This window comes from Brevundimonas naejangsanensis (genome assembly GCF_000635915.2).
Lineage (GTDB): Bacteria > Pseudomonadota > Alphaproteobacteria > Caulobacterales > Caulobacteraceae > Brevundimonas > Brevundimonas sanguinis.
This window is the reverse complement of record NZ_CP015614.1, coordinates 32603-51195: the sequence shown is the minus strand read 5'-3', so window position 1 is coordinate 51195 and position 18593 is coordinate 32603. Positions and strand designations below refer to the sequence as shown.

The window sequence follows — 18593 nt, the reverse complement described above, 5'->3', positions numbered from 1 at the left end:
CCCGTCTTCTCGTTCGACGCGCGCCGCGCTAAGGCTGGCGTCCAAGGGAGGCGGACGGCGTCGCGCCCGCGACGGCCGCCGCACAGGATCAGGGAGACGTCATGACGCGTACCGCATTCGTCACCGGGGGCACCCGGGGCATCGGCAAGGCGATCGTTCAGCGACTGAAGGAAGACGGGCTGCAGGTCGCGGCCGGCTATTCCGGCAACACCGAGGCCGCAGAGGCCACCGCCCGCGAGCTGGGCGTCATGGTGGTCAAGGGCAACGTCGGCTCGTTCGAGGACTGCGAACGGGCGGTCAAGGAAGTGGAGGACCGCTTCGGCCCCATCGACGTGCTGGTCAACAACGCCGGCATCACCCGCGACGGCTTCTTCCACAAGATGAGCGCCGATCAGTGGTCTGACGTGATCCGCGTCAATATGGACAGCGTGTTCAACATGACGCGCCAGGTGATCAACGGCATGCGCGACCGGGGCTTCGGCCGCATCGTCAACATCTCCTCGATCAACGGCCAGAAGGGCCAGATCGGCCAGACCAACTATTCCGCCGCCAAGGCCGGGATGATCGGTTTCACCAAGGCGCTGGCGCTGGAGAACGCGCGCAAGGGCGTGACCGTCAACTGCATCGCGCCGGGCTATATCGACACCGAAATGGTCGGGGCGATGGACCAGAAGGTGCTGGACGCCATCGTGGCCCAGATTCCCGTCGGCCGCCTGGGCAAGGGCGAGGAGATCGCCGACATGGTCTCGTGGCTGTCGGGCGAGCGTGCCGGATATGTCACAGGGTGCACCCTGTCGCTCAACGGCGGGCAGTACCTGGTTGGATAAGCTGCGTTCGCCCAAAATCCGCCGTGCGGGCATATCACCTCTGAAGGCATGAGGTCTGCGGTCCAAGCCGTGGCGGAGAAGCCGCCTGTCGTCCTCGCGACGCCTCGTGTCGCGGGGAGCGTCTGCGCGCGCTCCTGGCGCCGCAGCGGGGCCACGGCCGGGCTGGCCGTCGTCCTGGCCTGCGGCATGGCGCCGGGCGAAGCCGAGGCCCAGCTGCGCTCCAACGCCCAGGCCGAGCAGAGCCGGGCCATCCGCGACCAGTCGGTCATCCGCACCACCCCGCCGCCCGGACGCTATGTCTCCGAAGCGGGGCAGGCCTTTGTGCTGGATCAGGCCGGGTCGCTGACCCTGCTGCGGTTCGAGCGTTCGACGGAGACCTGGGCCCTGCGCCCGTCCTCGGCGCCGCGCGGCGACACCATCTATCGCAACGACGCCGGCGATCAGGTGCTGCGCGTCACCGCCGGCGGCGGCATCACCGTCTATACGACGCGCGCGCCCGGCGGCTCGCCGGTGTCGCTGGCCGGGCCGCCGGTCAGCCTGGCCCCGCCCTCGCTGGGGCCGGTGCAGATGTTCAACCTGATGGCGCGCCGCAGCGGCCTGGTGTCCGAGGCCATGGGTCGGCTGGTCCGCATCAATGTGGACGGCCAGGAGTCCGAGGCCCTGTGCATCGAGGCCCTGATCGTCACCACCGACGCCGTGGTCCGCATCGCCCGTTCGCCAAGCGCCCGCCCCTTCCTGGAGCGGCTGCGCAGCATCACCGTCGTCGAGGGGCAGCGGTCGTCGGTGACCTATTCGGGCGGCGACCTGCGCGTGGTGGTCGATCCGCGCCGGGGCATCGCCGGGCGGCCTTCCTCGGCCCGCGTCATCCGGGCCGTGATCCCGCAGGACTGACCTGGGACCAAAGGCCCAACCTCGCCATCTGCCCTTTCGCCTCCATTGGGCGTATGAGGGCGGCCATACTCACCATCACAGAGGCTGATTTCACAGTGACCTCTCCCCTCACCGCCGTCTCCGCCGAGGACCAGGCCAAGACCCGCGCCATCGTCCCGGTGTCGATGAAGGCCTATGACGCCGACTTCCAGGCCTTCTCGGACGCCCTGGGCGCCTCCTTTTCCCGCTACGGCTTCGCGGTCATCGCCGACCACGGTCTGGATCAGGGGCTGATCGACGCCGCCGTCAACGACGCCAAGGCCTTCTTCGCCCTGCCCGAAGACGTGAAGCGCCAGTACCACCAGCCCGGCACGGGCGGCGCGCGCGGCCTGACCCCGTTCGGCGTCGAGGCGGCCAAGGGCGCCAAGGCGGTCGACCTGAAGGAGTTCTGGCACACCGGCCGCGAACTGCCGCAAGGCCACCCCTATCGCCAATACATGCGCGACAACGTCTGGCCGACCGAGATCGAAGGCTTCCGCCAGCACGTCTATGGCCTGTACGAAGGTCTGGACGAACTGGGGCGCCGCATCCTGAAGGCCATCGCCCGCTATCTGAAGCTGGACGACGCCTATTTCGAGGACAAGGTCCAGCTGGGCAACAGCGTGCTGCGCCTGCTGCACTATCCGCCGATCCCGGCCGACGCCGAGGGCGTGCGCGCGGGCGCCCATGAGGACATCAACGTCATCACCCTGCTGCTGGGCGCCGAAGAGGCCGGGCTGCAGCTGAAGGACTCCGATGGCGAGTGGCTGGACATCGCCCCGCCGCCGGGCGCCCTGGTGGTCAACATCGGCGACATGCTGCAGCGGCTGGTCAACCACGTCCTGCCGTCGACGACGCACCGCGTGGTCAATCCGGCGCCCGAGCGTCGCGGCTTCGCCCGCTATTCGACGCCCTTCTTCCTGCACTTCAACCCGGACTTCCCGATCGAGACCCTGCCCTCGACGGTCACCCCGGAAAACCCGGACCGCTATGCCGGCAAGACCATCCTGGCCGAGGACTTCCTGACCGAGCGGCTCAAGGAAATCCGCCTGATCTGATTGGGGGAGGCGCGGGTATGACCGAGGTTTTTCCTCCCCATGCCCATGGGGAGGGGGACCGCGAAGCGGTGGAGGGGCGTCGCGACCGACGAACCCAGCGGCCCCTCCGTCTCGGTCGCTGACGCGCCCGATCCACCTCCCCATTGCATGGGGCGGAGAAATCCGCCCCGCCCTGCCTTAGCGGGCGATGCGCAGGCGGGTGATGTCGCGGCCGATGGCGCGGAAGGCTTCCTTCAGATCGGCGCCGCTGTTGGCTTCGAAGAAGTGGGTTTGCTCACTGGTGGCGCACTGGCGCATCACGTCCAGAGCGCTGTCGACCACATTGGGCTTGCCGGTGTCGCTGCCCAGGTCGAAGCCGACCGTATAGACGACCACCCCCCTGGCCTGCATGGCCCGGCACAACTCGACCGACTGAATGAAGGGGTCGCCGTTGGACGAGTTCAGGTTGATGTGGGTGTTCAGGGCGCCGCTGCCTGACCCCGCGTCCAGAGCGATGACGCCGTCCCGGAAGGGAGTGTTGAACTCGCCGTCGGTCATCAGGATGGCCACCTTCAGCGTCTCCGAAGGCGCGTATTCGCCGGGCTTGCCCGCCCCGTCGAACAGGGAGGCGAAGTTGGGCGACAGCATGTACCAGGCCCACCCGATGCCGATCTGGCCCGCCGTCGAGCCGCTTTTGCGCAACTGGTCGATCTTGGCTTTCAGGGTGGTGGCGCTGGCCGTCAGCGGGGTGATGGCGGCGCTGGGGCAGGCGTTGTCCGAGCCCAGATAGCTGCGGCCGACATAGGCGGTGGACGGCCGCGCCTCGGTATAGCGTTCGACGCCGACGCGCTCGCTGACGCAGGTGCTGGAGGGCAGCACGTTGATGTAGCCGTCCGCCGTGGAGAAAACGCGCCATTCGGCGCCGTCGCGCCCGTTCATCAGCTGACCGCCGCCGGAATAGGAGACGCCGCCCTTTGAGGTCTGGGCCAGACCCAGGCTGCGCGTCGAATTCAGAACCAGTTGCGATCCGCTGACGCTCGCGACGCGGAACCCCGCCTCGTTCAACTGCGCCAGGCCGCCCATGCTGGTCAGGCGGACATGGTCGTTCACCGAAAGGCCGTGGCCTGCGGCCGTGATGGTCAAACCGCAATCAGAGCGGACGCATTTGGCGACATAGGCCGATTTCGAGGTGCTGGTGGACGAGCCCTGATAGCTGGAGGCTGCGTTTGACGCCGACAGCGTCCTGAGCTGGAACTGGTTGTTGGAGATCCTCGCCACCTCATAGGGAACGCCGTTCAGGGCGGGGATGTCCTGGACGTTCCACAGCACCACCCGGTCGCCGGTGACGAAGCCGTGGCCGTTGGAGGTGATCGTCGTCGGCGAGGCCCGCGAAATGTTAGAGATGGTGCGCACCGTCCCGCTCACCCACGTCGCGGCCGTGACGGAACGGGTCGTGCTGTCCAGCGGCCCGCGCGCCTGCGCCGCCAGCGATCCGACGTTCACCCCCGCCGCATAGGGGACCAGAGCCACCTTGGAGTAGAAGGGCGTCTGCTGGTCCTGGACCACGATGTCGATCAGATCCTTGGCCGCCGCCTGCAGGTCCTGAAGCTTGGACGTCGGCGGGCAGTTGCGCGTGCAGTTGTCCATCGACCCGGTGATGTCCAGCGCCATCGCCACCTCGACGTTGCGCGAGGCGCGCAGGACTTCGGAGCGGCTGCCGACCGGCAGGTAGTCGTCCAGCAGCTTGCCGTAGGGCGGCAGGAAGATGTTGGCGACCAGCACCTTCACATTGACGCGCGCCTCGCCGGTGACGCGGTTATTGGCCAGGACAAAGGTCGCGGTGTCGTCAGAGCCCGCCTGAAAATAGCGCGGCATATTGGCCTTCAGCGCGGCCATGCCGACCCGGTTGATATTGACGTTGTCGCTGTAGACCGAACGGGCGGCGGCCAGGGCGGCGGCGTCCAACGCGTCCTGAAGCTCCGCCTTCACCTTGGAGGCCTGGTGCAGGTCGACGGCGCCCAGGGTGATCATCATCAGGATCGGCAGGGCGATGGCGAACATCAGGGCGACATTGCCCTGGGTCTGGCGCATCAGGCGGCGGACGAAGAGGCGAAGGCCTCGTCCTGCTCGTTTCAGACCGTGTTTCACCGTGAAATCCCGCCGTGTCGCGCGCGGACGCACCGGCCCGCAGTCGATCCCAGCATGACGCGGGTGCGTTAAGGCTTGGCCCCAAGTTCACGGTTAACGGCGGGTTGCCGCGGCTGGCGTCAGCGGCGGTCGACGCAGGCGTCCAGACCCTGTTGGCGCACCGTGCCCATGGCCGCCTGGATGCGCGCGGCGCGGCGGCGGACGTAGGGGCCGGAGTTGGCCGCCTTGTAGCGGCGCGGGCTGGGCAGGATGGCGGCCAGGCGGGCGGCCTCGCTGGCGGTCAGCTTGTCGGCGCTCTTGTTGAACCAGTGGCGCGAGGCGGCCTCGGCGCCATAGACGCCCGGCGCCCATTCGGCGACGTTCAGATACATCTCCATGATCCGCCGCTTGCCCCAGCCGATCTCGATCAGGCCGGTGTAGCCCGCCTCCAGGCCCTTACGGACCCAGTCGCGGCCGGGCCACAGGAAGACGTTCTTGGCGGTCTGCTGGCTGATGGTCGAAGCGCCGCGCCTCTTGTCCGAGCCGCGCTGTTCGGCGCGTTCGTTGGCCTCCATCGCCTTCTGGATGGCCTCGACGTCGAAGCCGTGGTGCTGGCAGAAACGGGCGTCCTCGGCGGCGATCACCGCCTCGACCAGACGCGGAGAGATCCGGTCCAGCGAGCGCCAGCGATAGTCCATGCCGTGCCCGGCGGCCGCCTGCTTGACCATCAGGATCGTCGCCAGCGGCGGCAGAAAGCGATGCACCGCCACCCCGGCCAGCGAGAACAGGGCCAGGATCAGCAACAGGGTCAGAAGCGGGCGGCGCTTGCGGTGTTTCGCGCGGGTCATGCCGTCATCCTGCCTCAGCCAAGCTTCAGCGCAAGGCCGATCAGAGCGAGGCCACGCCCGCGTGGCCGTCCTCGTCCGCCCAGGCGATGCGGGCGGCGCCGGAACTCATGGCCAGGGCGGTGATGGGGGCGCCCTTGTCCTGCTTGACGAACTGAAGGCCGCGCCCGGCCGGATCGGCCCACCAGACGCGCCCGTCTTCCAGCCCCGCCGCCAGACGGCCGTGGGCGGGGGCGGCGGCGACCTGGGCGATCAGGGTCGTCTCGTCATAGCCGATCTCGGTCGCCTCGCGGCCCATCGGCCCGTTGGCGCCGACGAAGGGCCACAGCACCACCCCTTGCGCGCCCGAGGTGGCCAGCAGCTGCCCCTTGGCCAGGAAGGCGAAGCTCTTGATCTTGGACGGATAGCCGCCCATCCGCATGTTCTTCTGATCCTTCAGACGCCAACCGTGCAGTTGGTTGTCCTGCATCGCCGTGACGACGAAGGCGCCGTCGGTGGAGAAGCCGACCGCCAGGTGCGACCCGGCCCAGGCCAGCTTGGTCGGCTGCTGCTGCTCGATGCGGGCGTACCACAGCCAGGCGCCGCCGTAGGTCGAGGCGGCGATGCGGCGGCCCTTGGGGTCGAAGGCCACGCCCGAGACGGTGCGCTCATGCTGGAACGCGCGGCGGAAAGCCACGTCCTTGCTGTCCAGCACGCTCAGCGTCCGGCCCGAGGAGAAGGCGATCAGGCCCGACTCGGCCGAGGCGGCCACGGCGTCGATCCATTGGCCCTTGGTCTGGGCCAGCAGCACGGCCTCGCCCTCGCGGCTCCAGACCAGCTTGCCGTCGTCGCCGCCGGTGACGATCCCCTCGCCCGAGGGGTGGACGCAGGCGCACAGGACGGCGCCGTCATGGACCTCGCTGCGGGCGCCGCTCTCGAACCGCACCGAGCCGTCGCCCAGGGCGAAGATCGCGCCGGTCTTGTCGAACAGGGCGGCGGTGACCTGGGCGTCGAAGGAGAAGGTCGTCATGTCGGCTCACGAAAAGCGAGAAAAGTCAGACCGGCCTCATAGCGTCCTGCGTCGCGTCTGTCGCCGGTCGCGCCTATAGAGAAACCATGACCTTGCTGCTCATTCCCGGCTTCATGGCCGATGCGACCCTGTGGGACGCCATGACGGACGACCTGGCCCCGTTCGGCCCGCTGGTCGCCACCGACCTCAGCCAGGGCGAGGATATCGAGAGCATGGCCGCCGCGATCCTGGCCGATGCGCCGGAGCGGTTCGTCGCCGTGGGCTTCTCCATGGGCGGCTATGTGGCGCGCGAACTGGCGCGGATCGCGCCGGAGCGGGTCGAGGCCCTGATCCTGATCGCCACCTCGGCGCGCGGGGATACCGAAGAGCTGATCCGCCAGCGGCGCTCGGCCCTGAAGGCGCCGCCGAGGGCCTTCAAGGGCTTGAGCCGGCTGGCCATCGTCTCGTCCCTGCACCCTGATCTGGCGAACGACGAGGCGATGATCGCGCGGGTGCGGGACATGGGCTTGCGGCTGGGCGGCGAGGTGTTTCACCGCCAGTCGGCGATGGCGCGGGCGGGCGACCTGGACCGGCTGGGCAAGATTGCTCAGCCGACGCTGATCGTGGCGGCGGATACGGATCGGCTGCGCAGCCGCGAGGAGGCGGAGGAACTGCGGCGGGGGATTTCCGGCTCGACGTTGGAGACGGTGACGCACAGCGGCCACATGATCCCGCTGGAACAGCCGAAGGCGCTGGCGCGGGTGATGACCGAGTGGCTGGCGGAACGATTGGCGTCCTAAGCCTGACTTTACGCTCGCATCCAGACCGGCAGGTCGCGCTCGCCATGCAGAACGCGCCACAGGTCGATGTGGTCTTCGCGCTCTACATAGAACAGCAGATAGGGATAATCGCGGACCCGCCAGAAGCGCAGTTCCGGCAAATCAAGCTCATGAGCATATCGAAGCGAACCGGAGGCCGAATGCCGCGCGACGTGGTTCAGAGCCTGTTCAAGCGCATCAACGAAAGCGCTGGCGACGACATCGCCCGCTGCCTCGAGATAGTAGTCCAACGCCTCTTCGATATCGTGTGCGGCCTGTTCGCGCGGAATGACAGCCTTGGTCTTCACGCCGGGCGACGGCTGGCGATACGCGCTCTCAGGCTTTCGAAATAGGCTCCATCGGCCGGCCCGGTCGGGCCGGATTCAGCGCCGACTAACAACAGACTGCGCAGCTTCTGCCGATCCCCGTCTTTGCGGATCAGATCACGGACATACTCGCTCGAGGAGCCATAGCCCCGCTCCGCAACCTGTTCGTCGACGAAGGCCTTCATCGGATCGGGCAGCGAGATATTCATCGTGCTCATGCGGGGAGCCTACGCTGATGGCAAAAAATGGCAAGCGCGGCGGCGCGCCCGAAATAGCCTACGACTTCTGCGTCTCGACCCAGCGCTTCGTCATCAGTTCGCCGGACGCATAGGCCTCCTGAAGCTCGACGCTCCAGTAGTTGAGGGCCTCCAGCGGGATCGGGGCGCCCGAGACGGCGCAGCGGACGTGGTCGCCGTGCTGCACGATCTCGAACTCGGGCGTGCCGTAGATCAGCTTGGCTTCTGCGCGCGGGCGGGGCGGCGGGTTCATGCCGCGCAGGCCTCGAACCCGGCCTTGAGTTCGGCCTCGTTCAGGTCGCGGCCGATGAAGACGGCGCGGCTCCAGCGGCGCTCCTTCTCGCCCCAGGGCTGCTGAAGGTCGCCTTCCAGGATCATGTGCACGGCCTGGAAGACCAGACGGCGGTCCTCGCCCTGAACGTCGATGATGCCCTTGGCGCGCAGGATGTTCTGGCCCTGCTCGCCCAGCAGACGGTCGAGCCAGGCGGTGAATTTGGCGCCGTTCAGCGGACGGTCCAGCGTCAGGGAAACGCCCTTGATGTCGTCCTCGTGGGCGTGGCCGCGCGCCCCATGCGCGTGATCGTGGTCATGGTCATGACCGCAATGCTCGTCGTGGACATGGTCCTCGACATGGTCATGCCCGTGACCGCAGTGTTCGTCGTGGACGTGGCCATCGGCGCCGTGGGGCGGGTTCACGAAGTCCGGCTTGACCTCGAGGATGCGGTCCAGATCGAAGGCGTGCAGGCCCAGCACCTGATCCAGCGGCACGTTCGAGCGCTCGGCGCGGACGATGGGGGCCAGCGGGTTCAGCGCGCGCAGGCGGGCCTCGACCTCGGCCAGTTGGGCCTCGTCCACCAGGTCGATCTTGTTCAGGATGATGCGGTCGGCGAAGGCGACCTGTTCGCGCGCCTCTTTAGAGTCGTCCAGACGCGCCATGACGTGTTTGGCGTCGACCAGGGCGGTCACGCTGTCCAGCTGGGTCTTGGCCTTGACCTCGTCGTCGACGAAGAAGGTCTGGGCCACCGGGCCGGGGTCGGCCAGGCCGGTGGTCTCGACGATGATGGCGTCGAAGGCGGGCTTGCCGGGGCGCTGGCGCTTCATCAGGCCGTTGACCACGCGGATCAGGTCGCCGCGCACCGTGCAGCAGACGCAGCCGTTGTTCATCTCGAACACGTCCTCGTCGGCGCCGACCACCAGGTCGTTGTCGATGCCGATCTCGCCGAACTCATTGACGATGACGGCGTAGCGCTTGCCGTGGTCCTCGGTGAGGATGCGGTTCAGCAGGGTGGTTTTGCCGGCGCCGAGGTAGCCGGTGAGGACGGTCACGGGTGTCTTCTGGGTCATGGCTCGCTAGATGGCGCGTTGAAGGCGGAAATGGAAGACGTTCGACGGCCTCTCCTCCCCATGAAATGGGGAGGTGGATCGGCGGCGCAGCCGACGAGACGGAGGGGCCGCTTAGCGCCGCTGGCCTAAGCCCCTCACCACCTCGTGGTCCCCCTCCCCATCGCATGGGGAGGAAAGCACGCTCAGCAGGTCGGACAATCCGGCAGGACGCCCGTTTCCAGCTGCAGCGTCGTGTGGCTGATGTCGAAGCGGCCGCGCGCCAACCCTTGCGCCTCGGCCAGAAGGGCGTCGGGGTCCGGGCGGTCGTGGACCAGGTGGGCGGTCAGGGCGGCGTCGGTGGTCGACAGGCCCCAGACGTGCAGGTCGTGCACCGCCGTCACCCCCGGCAGAGCCAGAAGCGCGCTGCGGATCTCGGCCACGTCCAGGCCGTTGGGCGCGGCGTCCAGCGCCAGGTTGACGGAGTCCTTCAGCAGACCCCAGGTGCCGATCATGATGACCGCGACGATGATCAGGCTGACCACGCCGTCGATCAGGGACCAGCCGGTGAACAGAATGACGACGCCGGCGATGACCACGCCCAGCGAGACCCCGGCGTCGGCCATCATGTGCAGATAGGCGCCGCGCACGTTCAGGTCCTTGTGCTGGTCCTTCATGAACATCAGGGCGGTGCCCAGGTTGATGATGAAGCCGATCCCCGCCACGGCGATGATGACGCCCGAGGCCACCGGCGCCGGCTCGGCCAGACGGCGCACCGCTTCGAAGGCGATGGCGCCGCAGGCGAAGATCAGCAGCAGGGCGTTGCCCAGGGCCGCCAGCACCGTCGCCTTGCCGTAGCCGTAGGTGCGCCGGGCCCCTGCGGCCCGCCGGGCCAGCCAGGCCGCGCCGCCCGCCATGGCCAGGCCCAGGACATCGGACAGGTTGTGCCCCGCGTCGGCCATCAAGGCGGTGGAGTCGGCGATGAAGCCCGCCGTGAACTCGACGGCGACAAAGACCAGGTTGACGATCAGGCCGACGGCGTAGCGCCAGTCCCCGGTGTCGGTCGGGCCGTGATGATGGCCGCCGATGCCATGGCTGTGGCCGTGGCCGTGTGAATGGGCGTGGGGAGGACCGTCATGGTCGTGAGCATGATCGTGCGCCATGTCCCCTCCTCTAGGCTGGCGTGCGCCGCGCCGTCAACGCTCGTCAACCGCAAGTCATTGAATGTAAATATATAACCTATCAGAGATCGGATCAGTGCTGATGCGTCAGCACCAGGAAGCCGATCAGGATCAGCGCCCCGCCCAGGATGGCGCCTTCATAGCGCGCCCACCGCTCCAGACGCAGGATGGAGTAGCCCGCCGTCGCCAGCGCGGCCAGCAGTGTCATGCCCAAGACCGTCCCCGCCGCGAACACCAGCGTCAGAAGGCCCAGCGCCCAGAAGCCTTCGGTCGCCGAGGACAGATAGATGGGCAGAAGCACCTCGCCCGGGGTCACCGCCATCATCAGCACCAGCCCCAGGAAGGCCGCCCGGTCAGAGACGGCGGGTCCGGTCCCATCGCCCGCGTCCACGGCCGGGCCGCCGGCGGTCGCCGTGCGCTTCAACGACGCCTTGGCCAGGTAGAAGGCGCCCAACAGGAACAGCAGGGCCGCCGACAGATGCGGCAGCAGGCCCTCGACCCAGCGGTTCAGCGCCAGGCCCGCCGCCACGATCAGCGACCCCACCAGGGCCGTGGACGCGATATGCGCCAGGCCGGCCGTCACCACGGTCGTCATCACCTGCGCCACGCTCCAGCGCTGGGCCCGCCCGACCAGGACGAAGGGCAGCCAGTGGGTCGGCAGGGCCGCGTGCAGGAAGGCCGCGACGAAGCCGCCGCCCAGAAGCGACAGCAGGACCGGCTCGGCGAGATCGGGAGAGGACATGGCCGCTCCCTTAGAGTGTTACCTTATAACAGTCGAGAAGAATCGGCGAAGAATCTTCGCCCGCGGCGCCACGTCGCGTCTTCTATATAGGGACCCAGGAGTCCCCCACGCGCTTGCATCGCCCGTGCATCAGGGCCACAGAGTCGGCTCGGAACCCGTTTCGGGCGGGTTTTGCCCCCTTGGGCGTCCGTTTCACGTTGACTCTTCCGTGACCATCCGTATATGTCGCCGCTCTTCGCCCGCAGGGTCTCCTGGCGGGCGCATCCATTTTTGCGTTCACGCTGAGGCTTCCTAATGTACGCGGTGATCAAGACCGGCGGAAAGCAGTACCGGGTTCAACCGGGCGATGTGATTGTTGTCGAGAAGATCGACGGCGACGCTGGCGCTGCCGTCAATTTCGGTGAAGTCCTCATGCTGGGCGGCGACAAGGGTGTTACGGTCGGCGCTCCGCTGATCGACGGCGCCGCTGTCGCAGCCACGCTGATCGAGACCCGCAAGGGCGAGAAGATCAAGATCTTCAAGAAGATCCGTCGTCAGGGCTATCGCCGCACGAACGGCCATCGCCAGATGGAATCGGTCCTGCGCATCACCGGCATCGAAGGCGCCGGCGAGAAGGCGAAGTGGGACGGCGCGGTCGACCTGATGACCAAGGCCGAGATCAACGCCCGCGCTCGCGGCCTGGCCCCGCGCGTCGAGGCTGTCGAAGCCGAAGCCCCGAAGGCCAAGAAGGCTCCGGCCAAGAAGGCCGCCAAGGCTGACGCCGCCGAAGGCGCCGAAGCCTAAGATTTTCACCGGCGCTGGATCAGCGCCTAGCAGAACAGATGGCGCGCTCAAGCAGCCCCAACGGGCGGTAGCGCACCAAGGAAGAGGAGCAGCAAGATGGCTCACAAGAAATCTGGCGGTTCGTCGCGTAACGGCCGCGACTCAGAGTCGAAACGCCTTGGCGTGAAGAAGTTCGGCGGCGAGCGCGTGCTGGCCGGCAACATCCTCGTGCGTCAGCGCGGCACCAAGTTCCACCCGGGCACCAACGTCGGCCTGGGCCGCGACCACACCCTGTTCGCCACTGTGACCGGCGCCGTCCAGTTCACCACCAAACGTGGCGGCCGTTGTTACGTGTCGATTCTCCCGGCCAACGACGACGCCCAGGCGATGGCCGCCGAGTAACGCGAAGCCAGGACAGTATTTCCCCGGATCGCGTTGCTCTCGACAGCAGCCGATCCGGACCAAGGGAAAATATTCCGCGGGGAGTCTGGATCACCAGGCTCCCCGTTTGCGTTTCCCCGCCTCGAATGCCGCCCGAGCCCTCCAAGGAGGCGGCGCCGAAGACATCGAGGCCGAACCATGTGCGTGATCGAAACCTCCCCCGTCATCGAGACGCGGCGCCTGCTGCTGCGCGCGCCCGGCGCCCAGGACGTGTCGCGGATCGCCGCCCTGGCCAACGACCACGACATCGCCCGCATGACCATGCGGATGCCCCACCCCTTCGGCGTCGACCATGCCGAGGACTTCGTGCTGCAGGTCGCCTCCCAGGACCCGAGGAAGGCCAACACCTTCCTGATCGAGCACGAGGACCACGGCCCCGTGGGCGTCGTCGGCATGTTCCATGACGCCGACGCCGTGCCGGAGACCGGCTACTGGATCGGCCGCGAGTTCTGGGGCCGGGGCTATGCGACCGAGGCGCTGGAAGGCGCCCTGGTCTGGGCCTCCACGCGATGGAAGCGGCGCGCCCTGATGGCGGGCCACTTCGCCGACAATCCCGCCTCGGGCCGGGTGCTGGAAAAGGCGGGCTTCCTGTACACCGGCGAGACCCGTCCGGCCTTCAGCCGCGCGCGCGGCGAGAGCGCCGATACGCGGATGATGGTCTGGCTGGCCTGATAGTGCGCGGATTTCCCGGAGCTTTTGGTCAACGGCGCAGTTTTTTCACGAAACCGAAAAAAGCCTGTTGACCGCCCCGAGGGTCCCCCCTATTAGTCCGGCCCTCGGCGGGGCGACCCACCGGGCCCAGGTGGCGGAATTGGTAGACGCGCTGGCTTCAGGTGCCAGTGGCTTAACGGTCGTGGAAGTTCGAGTCTTCTCCTGGGCACCATTTCTCAAGCGGCGCTGTATCCGATAGGATGCGGCGCCGTTTGTCATTTCGGCCCTGATCTTCCCTCCCCCGCGGCCGCGACGGCGAAGTCGAGCCTGAGTTCCGGCGCCTGTGTTCTGGCGGTGGCGCGCGGTTCGTCTATGTTGCGGCCTGAACGACGAACGAGTTTGCGCGCATGACCGTTTATTTCCACGAAGGCGACCTGCCCGACGGCCTGGACCTGGGCCCCGAGGTGGCGATCGATTCCGAGACGATGGGCCTGCGCTTCCGCCGCGATCCGCTGTGCGTGGTGCAGCTGTCGTCAGGCGACGGGAACGCCCACGTCGTGCGCCTGAACCGCCAGGCCTATGACTGCCCCAACCTGAAGCGGCTGCTGACCGATCCCAAGGTGCTGAAGATCTTCCACTTCGGCCGCTTCGACATCGGCATGTTCGAGCTGCACCTGGGCGTCGAGACGCGCCCGGTCTATTGCACCAAGATCGCGTCCAAGCTGGCGCGCACCTACACCGACCGCCACGGCCTGAAGGACGTGTCGCGCGAACTGGCCGGGATCGAGATGTCCAAGGCGCAGCAGAGCTCGGACTGGGGCTCGGTCGAACTGAGCCAGGCGCAGCTGGACTACGCCGCCTCGGACGTTCTTCACCTGCACGTCATCATGAACCGGCTGAACGAGATGCTGGTCCGCGAGGGCCGCATGGAGCTGGCCCAGGCCTGCTTCGACTTCCTGCCCATGCGTTCGCGCCTCGACCTGGCCGGTTGGGACGAGATCGACATCTTCGCCCACGCCTAAAGGATCGGACCCGAGACGCCGATGAGCGAGCCCGACGTCCAGGACGAGCAGAAGCGCGCCGACGAGGCGCGCGTCGCCCGCGCCGGCGAACGCTGGCGCACGCGCTCGCGACGGGTGAGGCTGTATCGGCGCGTCCTGCCGATCGTCATCGTGATGCTGGCGGGCGGGGCCCTGACCTGGACCGTGTTCCGCACCGTCATGTCCGGGGTCGAGCGCAAGGCCAGCGAAAGCCGCGAGATCCGTCTGGATAATCCGATGTTCCACGGCCAGGACGCGCAAGGGCGCTCCTTCGTCATCGGCGCCCAAGGCGCGGTGCGCGACCCGGCCACCGGCCATTTCCGCCTGGTCGGCCCCCTGCTGCGGCTGAACCTGGGGGCGCGCAAGACGACGGAGCTGAGCGCGGACGGCGGGACCTATATCGAGACCCAGCGCAAGGTCGTCATCGGCCCGAACGTGAAGATCTCGGACGGCGGCACCGGCTGGGAGCTGACCACGCCCGAAGCCGTGGTCGACACCGACACCGGGGTGGTCACCGGCGACAAGGGGGTGCAGGGTCGCGGCCCCCTTGGAAGCATCGATGCTTCGTCTTATGCGATTTATGATCAGGGCCAGAGGGTCGTCTTCAACGGCCAGGGCGAAAACAAGGTAACCGGGACGATCAATCCCGCCGGAGCCGACCGATGAAACTGTCCAAGTCCAAGCTGACGATCGCGGGCGCGGCCCTGCTGACCGCCCTGATGCTGCCCGCCGTGTCGGGAGCCCAGAACCGCGCCGACGCCAGCCGCCAGCCGGTCCAGTACGGCGCCGACAGCGGCGAGTATACGCCCGACGGCTTCTCGCTGCGCGGCCGGGCCGAGGTGACGCAGGGCGGCAACCGCCTGCGGGCCGACGCCATCCGGGGTTTTACGTCCAATGGCGACCTGAACCGCATCGAGGCCAGCGGCGGCGTCTACTTCGTCACCCCGGACCAGAGCATGAAGGGCGACCGCGCCGTCTACACCCTGAACGACGGCAACGTCGTGGTCACCGGCGACGTCATCCTGACCCAGGGCAAGAGCGTGCTGACCGGCAGCCGCCTCGTCTACAACGTCCGCACCGAGACGGCGCGCATCGAGGGCGGCGGCGGCAACGGCCGCGTCCAGGGCGTCTTCTATCCGCAAGGGAACTGAGGCGGCGTGGCGCGCAAGGAACTCTCCGCCCTGAACCTGGACGCGCCGGTCGTCGAACCGACGGCGACGGCGGTCGAGGACGCGCGCCCGACAGGCCTGCGCGTCGAGCACATCGCCCGCAGCTTCGGCCAGCGGCAGGTGGTGCGCGACGTCTCCCTGAACGTCCAGCGCGGCGAGGTCTGCGGCCTGCTGGGGCCCAACGGGGCGGGCAAGACCACCTGCTTCTACATGATCACCGGCCTGATCCCCGCCGACAGCGGCTCGATCTGGCTGGACAATGAGGACATCACCCAGCAGCCCATGTACCAGCGCGCCCGCATGGGTCTGGGCTATCTGGCGCAGGAAGCCTCCATCTTTCGCGGCATGACGGTCGAGCAGAACGTCAAGGCCGTGGTCGAACTGCGCGAGAAGACCGCCGCCGGCGCGCGCGACGAGACGTCCCGCCTGCTGGAGGAGCTGCGCATCGACCACCTGCGCCACGCCCCGGCCACCGGCCTGTCCGGCGGCGAGCGGCGCCGCGTCGAGATCGCCCGCGCCCTGGCCGCGCGCCCCAGCTTCATGCTGCTGGACGAGCCGTTCGCCGGCATCGATCCGCTGGCCATCGCCGATATCCGGCAGGTGATCCGCTATCTGTCGAGCCAGGGCATCGGCGTGCTGATCACCGACCACAATGTGCGCGAGACGCTGGACATCATCGACCGCGTTTCGATCATCTCGTCGGGCGCGGTCCTGTTCGAAGGCACGGCGGACGAAGCCGTCGCCGACGCCGAGGTGCGCCGCGTCTATCTGGGCGAGATGTACGGCTAAGGCGCCGCGAGGCGCCGCTGGCTGCGGCGCCTGATCACCGCCCGTTAACGGCTCTGCCCCATCATCCCCAGCAAGAAGCGGGCCACTTGGTGCGCAGGCGGGGTTGAAGCGACGTGATCGGTCAGAGGCTGGAGGTCAGGCAGGGGCAGGGGCTGGTCATCACGCCCCAACTGCAGCAGGCGATCAAGCTGCTGCAACTGTCGAACCTGGAGCTGGAGGCCTTCGTCGAGGCCGAGCTGGAACGCAATCCCCTGCTGCAACGCGACGAGGCTGACGCGGGAGGCGACAGCGCGCCAGACTCCGCCAACGACGCCGTCACCGACGCCGCCTCGGACCACGGCGGCGAGGCGGAACTGAGTTTCGTCGAGGGGTCCGACGCCCACGCCCAGAACATGGACGCCGCCTCGGACGATCTGTACGGCGACGCCGCGCCTGGCGAACGGGTCAGCGACCGTCAGGAGGACGGCGCCGCCCAGCCCGGCCTGAACGACTGGTCCCGCACGGGCGCCGGCGGCATGGCTGACGGCGAAGAGCGCGAGCGCCCCGATCATCGCGACCTGACCCTGTGGGAGCACCTGCAGGCCCAGGCCTCGGCGGCGGGCCTGTCGGCGGCCGACCACGGCATCGCCCTGACCCTGATCGACGCCACGGACGAAGGCGGTTATCTGCGCGCCGATCTGGCCGAGATCGCCGGGCGGCTGGGCGTGGACGTCGCCCGCGTGGAAGCGGTTCTGAGCGTCTGCCACGGCTTCGAGCCGACGGGGGTGATGGCCCGTTCGATCGCCGAATGCCTGACGCTGCAACTGGTCGAGCGCAACCGCTTCGATCCGGCGATGGCGGCCCTGCTGGAGAACCTGGAGCTGCTGGCGCGGCGCGACCTGACCGCCCTGCGCAAGGCGTGCGGCGTCGACGGCGAAGATCTGGCCGAGATGATCGCCGAGCTGAAGGGCCTGACGCCGCGTCCCGGCGCCGGGTTCGGCGGGGAACCGGCCCAGACGGTCGTGCCCGACGTTCATGTGCGCCCCGACCCGGCCGGCGGCTGGCGGGTCGAGCTGAACGCCGACACCCTGCCCCGGCTGCTGATGGACAAGCGCTATCATGCGGTGATCGCGGCGGGGGCGCGGTCCGACACGGAGAAGACCTTCGTCGCCGACTGCGCCGCCCAGGCCAGTTGGCTGGTCAAGTCGCTGGATCAGCGCGCCAAGACCATCCTGAAGGTCTCGTCGGAGATCGTGCGCCAGCAGGACGCCTTCCTGGCCTTCGGCGTCGAGTTCCTGCGTCCGCTGACGCTGAAGACGGTGGCGGAAGCCATCGAGATGCACGAATCCACCGTCAGCCGCGTCACATCGAACAAATACGTCTCCACCCCGCGCGGGGTGTTCGAGCTGAAGTTCTTCTTCACCGCCGCCATCCAGTCCAGCGACGGCGGCGCCGCACATTCGGCCGAAGCGGTGCGTCGCCGGATAAAGACCATGATCGACGCCGAGGACGCGGACGGCGAGGTGCTGAGCGACGATCGGATCGTCGAAATCCTCAATGAGGCGGGCATCGACATCGCCCGGCGCACGGTCGCCAAGTACCGGGAAGCCTTGAAAATTCCGTCGTCCGTCCAGCGCCGTCGCCTGCTCAAGACCGCCTGATCACGCCCCCGCCAAGCTTCACCACAAATCGGTGATCGACGTTGACACCAAACGCCGTCCGTCGCGTTGTAGGGCTATGCAGATACAAGTCAGCGGCAAACAAGTGGATGTCGGCGAAGCGCTAGGCTCGCGCATCTCCCAGGAACTCGAAGAGGGCATCGGCAAATATTTCGCCCGCGGCGCCCAGGACGCCGAGGTCGTGGTCTCCAAGGACCGCCATGGTTTCCGCGTAGACTGCTGGGTGCGTCTGGCTTCGGGCCAATCGCTGGTGACGACCGGTTTCGGCGGCGACGCCCAGGCCGCTTTCTCCGACAGTCTGGACAAGCTGGAGAAACGGGTCCGCCGCTATAAGCGCCGCCTGAAGGATCACCATATCGGTCCCAAGGGCCTGTCGCCCGAGAAGACCGAGGACGCGGCGCGCGAAGTCGCCGCCCTGACCATCTTCCGCGATCCCGATTCGGTCGAGGATGAAGAGTTCGGCGACGCGGGCCGCCCGGACGAGCCGCCTCCGGTGGGCATGGTGATCGCCGAGACCCAGTCCGAGATTCGCACCCTGACCGTGGGACGCGCCGTGGCCGAACTGGACATGACCGGCTATCCGCTGGTGATGTTCCGCAACGCCGCCCACGGCGGCCTGGCCGTGGTCTATCGCCGCCCTGACGGCAATGTGGGCTGGATCGACCCGGAGCGTACGGTGAACGGCGCGGTCAAACGCGTCGGCTGAAAGACTTCCTATGGAAGGGCG

General features: G+C 67.9%; 22 protein-coding genes and 1 tRNA gene. 14 read left to right on the top strand and 9 right to left on the bottom strand.

The window, feature by feature from the left end; all coding sequences use genetic code 11:
- Positions 1 to 101 precede the first annotated feature (101 nt).
- Genes phbB through DA69_RS00280 form a run of 3 tightly spaced genes read left to right on the top strand, consistent with a single transcriptional unit; the run spans position 102 to position 2794 of the window.
- Positions 102 to 827 (top strand): acetoacetyl-CoA reductase, encoded by a 726-nt coding sequence (gene phbB, locus DA69_RS00290; RefSeq protein WP_025977742.1) that lies wholly within the window; start codon positions 102 to 104, stop codon positions 825 to 827.
- 48 nt (positions 828 to 875) lie between these two features.
- A complete protein-coding gene (locus DA69_RS00285) occupies positions 876 to 1718 on the top strand; it encodes a DUF4908 domain-containing protein (RefSeq protein ID WP_025977743.1) in 843 nt (280 codons plus the stop codon).
- A gap of 53 nt (positions 1719 to 1771) precedes the next feature.
- Positions 1772 to 2794, top strand: a complete 1023-nt coding sequence (locus DA69_RS00280; protein WP_025977744.1) for an isopenicillin N synthase family dioxygenase — start codon at positions 1772 to 1774, stop codon at positions 2792 to 2794.
- A gap of 177 nt (positions 2795 to 2971) precedes the next feature.
- Here the strand turns inward: DA69_RS00280 and DA69_RS00275 are convergent, their stop codons facing one another.
- The 3 genes from DA69_RS00275 to DA69_RS00265 form a co-directional block, all read right to left on the bottom strand.
- On the bottom strand, positions 2972 to 4864 hold the full coding sequence (locus DA69_RS00275) for a TadE/TadG family type IV pilus assembly protein (protein ID WP_051582111.1): 1893 nt from the start codon (positions 4862 to 4864) through the stop codon (positions 2972 to 2974).
- A 176-nt stretch (positions 4865 to 5040) separates the two neighbouring features.
- Positions 5041 to 5748, bottom strand: a complete 708-nt coding sequence (gene mtgA, locus DA69_RS00270) for a monofunctional biosynthetic peptidoglycan transglycosylase (RefSeq protein WP_025977746.1) — start codon at positions 5746 to 5748, stop codon at positions 5041 to 5043.
- A 40-nt stretch (positions 5749 to 5788) separates the two neighbouring features.
- Complete coding sequence (locus tag DA69_RS00265) at positions 5789 to 6754, bottom strand: WD40 repeat domain-containing protein (RefSeq protein ID WP_025977747.1); 966 nt, start codon at positions 6752 to 6754, stop codon at positions 5789 to 5791.
- Between the two features lie 86 nt (positions 6755 to 6840).
- Between DA69_RS00265 and DA69_RS00260 the strand changes: the two genes are divergently transcribed.
- Positions 6841 to 7533 (top strand): alpha/beta fold hydrolase, encoded by a 693-nt coding sequence (locus tag DA69_RS00260; RefSeq protein WP_025977748.1) that lies wholly within the window; start codon positions 6841 to 6843, stop codon positions 7531 to 7533.
- An 8-nt stretch (positions 7534 to 7541) separates the two neighbouring features.
- Here DA69_RS00260 and DA69_RS00255 read toward each other — a convergent pair whose 3' ends face one another.
- The 6 genes from DA69_RS00255 to DA69_RS00230 all read right to left on the bottom strand — a co-directional run bounded on the left by DA69_RS00255 (position 7542) and on the right by DA69_RS00230 (position 11356).
- Positions 7542 to 7859 carry a type II toxin-antitoxin system RelE/ParE family toxin gene (locus DA69_RS00255; protein WP_025977749.1) on the bottom strand — a complete coding sequence of 106 codons (318 nt, stop codon included), beginning with the start codon at positions 7857 to 7859 and terminating at the stop codon, positions 7542 to 7544.
- Positions 7856 to 8095: a type II toxin-antitoxin system ParD family antitoxin gene (locus DA69_RS00250; protein WP_025977750.1), complete on the bottom strand. Its 240-nt coding sequence runs from the start codon at positions 8093 to 8095 to the stop codon at positions 7856 to 7858. The genes DA69_RS00255 and DA69_RS00250 overlap by 4 nt, the downstream gene beginning before the upstream one ends.
- Positions 8096 to 8153: 58 nt before the next feature.
- On the bottom strand, positions 8154 to 8366 hold the full coding sequence (locus DA69_RS00245; RefSeq protein WP_025977751.1) for a DUF2093 domain-containing protein: 213 nt from the start codon (positions 8364 to 8366) through the stop codon (positions 8154 to 8156).
- Positions 8363 to 9457 (bottom strand): CobW family GTP-binding protein, encoded by a 1095-nt coding sequence (locus tag DA69_RS00240; protein ID WP_025977752.1) that lies wholly within the window; start codon positions 9455 to 9457, stop codon positions 8363 to 8365. Before DA69_RS00240 ends, DA69_RS00245 begins: the two co-directional genes overlap by 4 nt.
- A gap of 182 nt (positions 9458 to 9639) precedes the next feature.
- Positions 9640 to 10596, bottom strand: a complete 957-nt coding sequence (locus DA69_RS00235; RefSeq protein WP_025977753.1) for a cation diffusion facilitator family transporter — start codon at positions 10594 to 10596, stop codon at positions 9640 to 9642.
- A gap of 91 nt (positions 10597 to 10687) precedes the next feature.
- Positions 10688 to 11356 carry a hypothetical protein gene (locus DA69_RS00230; protein ID WP_025977754.1) on the bottom strand — a complete coding sequence of 223 codons (669 nt, stop codon included), beginning with the start codon at positions 11354 to 11356 and terminating at the stop codon, positions 10688 to 10690.
- Positions 11357 to 11650: 294 nt separating this feature from the next.
- Here DA69_RS00230 and rplU point away from each other — a divergent pair, with 294 nt between their 5' ends.
- The 10 genes from rplU to hpf all read left to right on the top strand — a co-directional run bounded on the left by rplU (position 11651) and on the right by hpf (position 18572).
- Positions 11651 to 12139, top strand: coding sequence for a 50S ribosomal protein L21 (rplU, locus tag DA69_RS00225; protein ID WP_025977755.1), 489 nt, complete (start codon positions 11651 to 11653; stop codon positions 12137 to 12139).
- A 96-nt stretch (positions 12140 to 12235) separates the two neighbouring features.
- Positions 12236 to 12520 carry a 50S ribosomal protein L27 gene (gene rpmA, locus DA69_RS00220; RefSeq protein WP_025977756.1) on the top strand — a complete coding sequence of 95 codons (285 nt, stop codon included), beginning with the start codon at positions 12236 to 12238 and terminating at the stop codon, positions 12518 to 12520.
- Between the two features lie 177 nt (positions 12521 to 12697).
- On the top strand, positions 12698 to 13231 hold the full coding sequence (locus tag DA69_RS00215) for a GNAT family N-acetyltransferase (protein ID WP_025977757.1): 534 nt from the start codon (positions 12698 to 12700) through the stop codon (positions 13229 to 13231).
- Between the two features lie 124 nt (positions 13232 to 13355).
- Positions 13356 to 13442 (top strand) — tRNA-Leu (locus DA69_RS00210).
- A 175-nt stretch (positions 13443 to 13617) separates the two neighbouring features.
- A complete protein-coding gene (locus DA69_RS00205) occupies positions 13618 to 14232 on the top strand; it encodes a ribonuclease D (protein ID WP_025977758.1) in 615 nt (204 codons plus the stop codon).
- 21 nt (positions 14233 to 14253) lie between these two features.
- Positions 14254 to 14916: an LPS export ABC transporter periplasmic protein LptC gene (lptC, locus tag DA69_RS00200; RefSeq protein WP_025977759.1), complete on the top strand. Its 663-nt coding sequence runs from the start codon at positions 14254 to 14256 to the stop codon at positions 14914 to 14916.
- Positions 14913 to 15401 (top strand): LptA/OstA family protein, encoded by a 489-nt coding sequence (locus tag DA69_RS00195; protein ID WP_025977760.1) that lies wholly within the window; start codon positions 14913 to 14915, stop codon positions 15399 to 15401. Before lptC ends, DA69_RS00195 begins: the two co-directional genes overlap by 4 nt.
- Before the next feature lie 6 nt (positions 15402 to 15407).
- The gene (gene lptB, locus DA69_RS00190) at positions 15408 to 16208 is read left to right on the top strand and encodes an LPS export ABC transporter ATP-binding protein (protein ID WP_025977761.1); all 801 of its coding nucleotides are present in this window, start codon (positions 15408 to 15410) and stop codon (positions 16206 to 16208) included.
- A gap of 113 nt (positions 16209 to 16321) precedes the next feature.
- Positions 16322 to 17848 carry an RNA polymerase factor sigma-54 gene (gene rpoN, locus DA69_RS00185; RefSeq protein WP_025977762.1) on the top strand — a complete coding sequence of 509 codons (1527 nt, stop codon included), beginning with the start codon at positions 16322 to 16324 and terminating at the stop codon, positions 17846 to 17848.
- Positions 17849 to 17924: 76 nt separating this feature from the next.
- A complete protein-coding gene (gene hpf / locus DA69_RS00180; protein ID WP_025977763.1) occupies positions 17925 to 18572 on the top strand; it encodes a ribosome hibernation-promoting factor, HPF/YfiA family in 648 nt (215 codons plus the stop codon).
- Positions 18573 to 18593 lie beyond the last annotated feature (21 nt).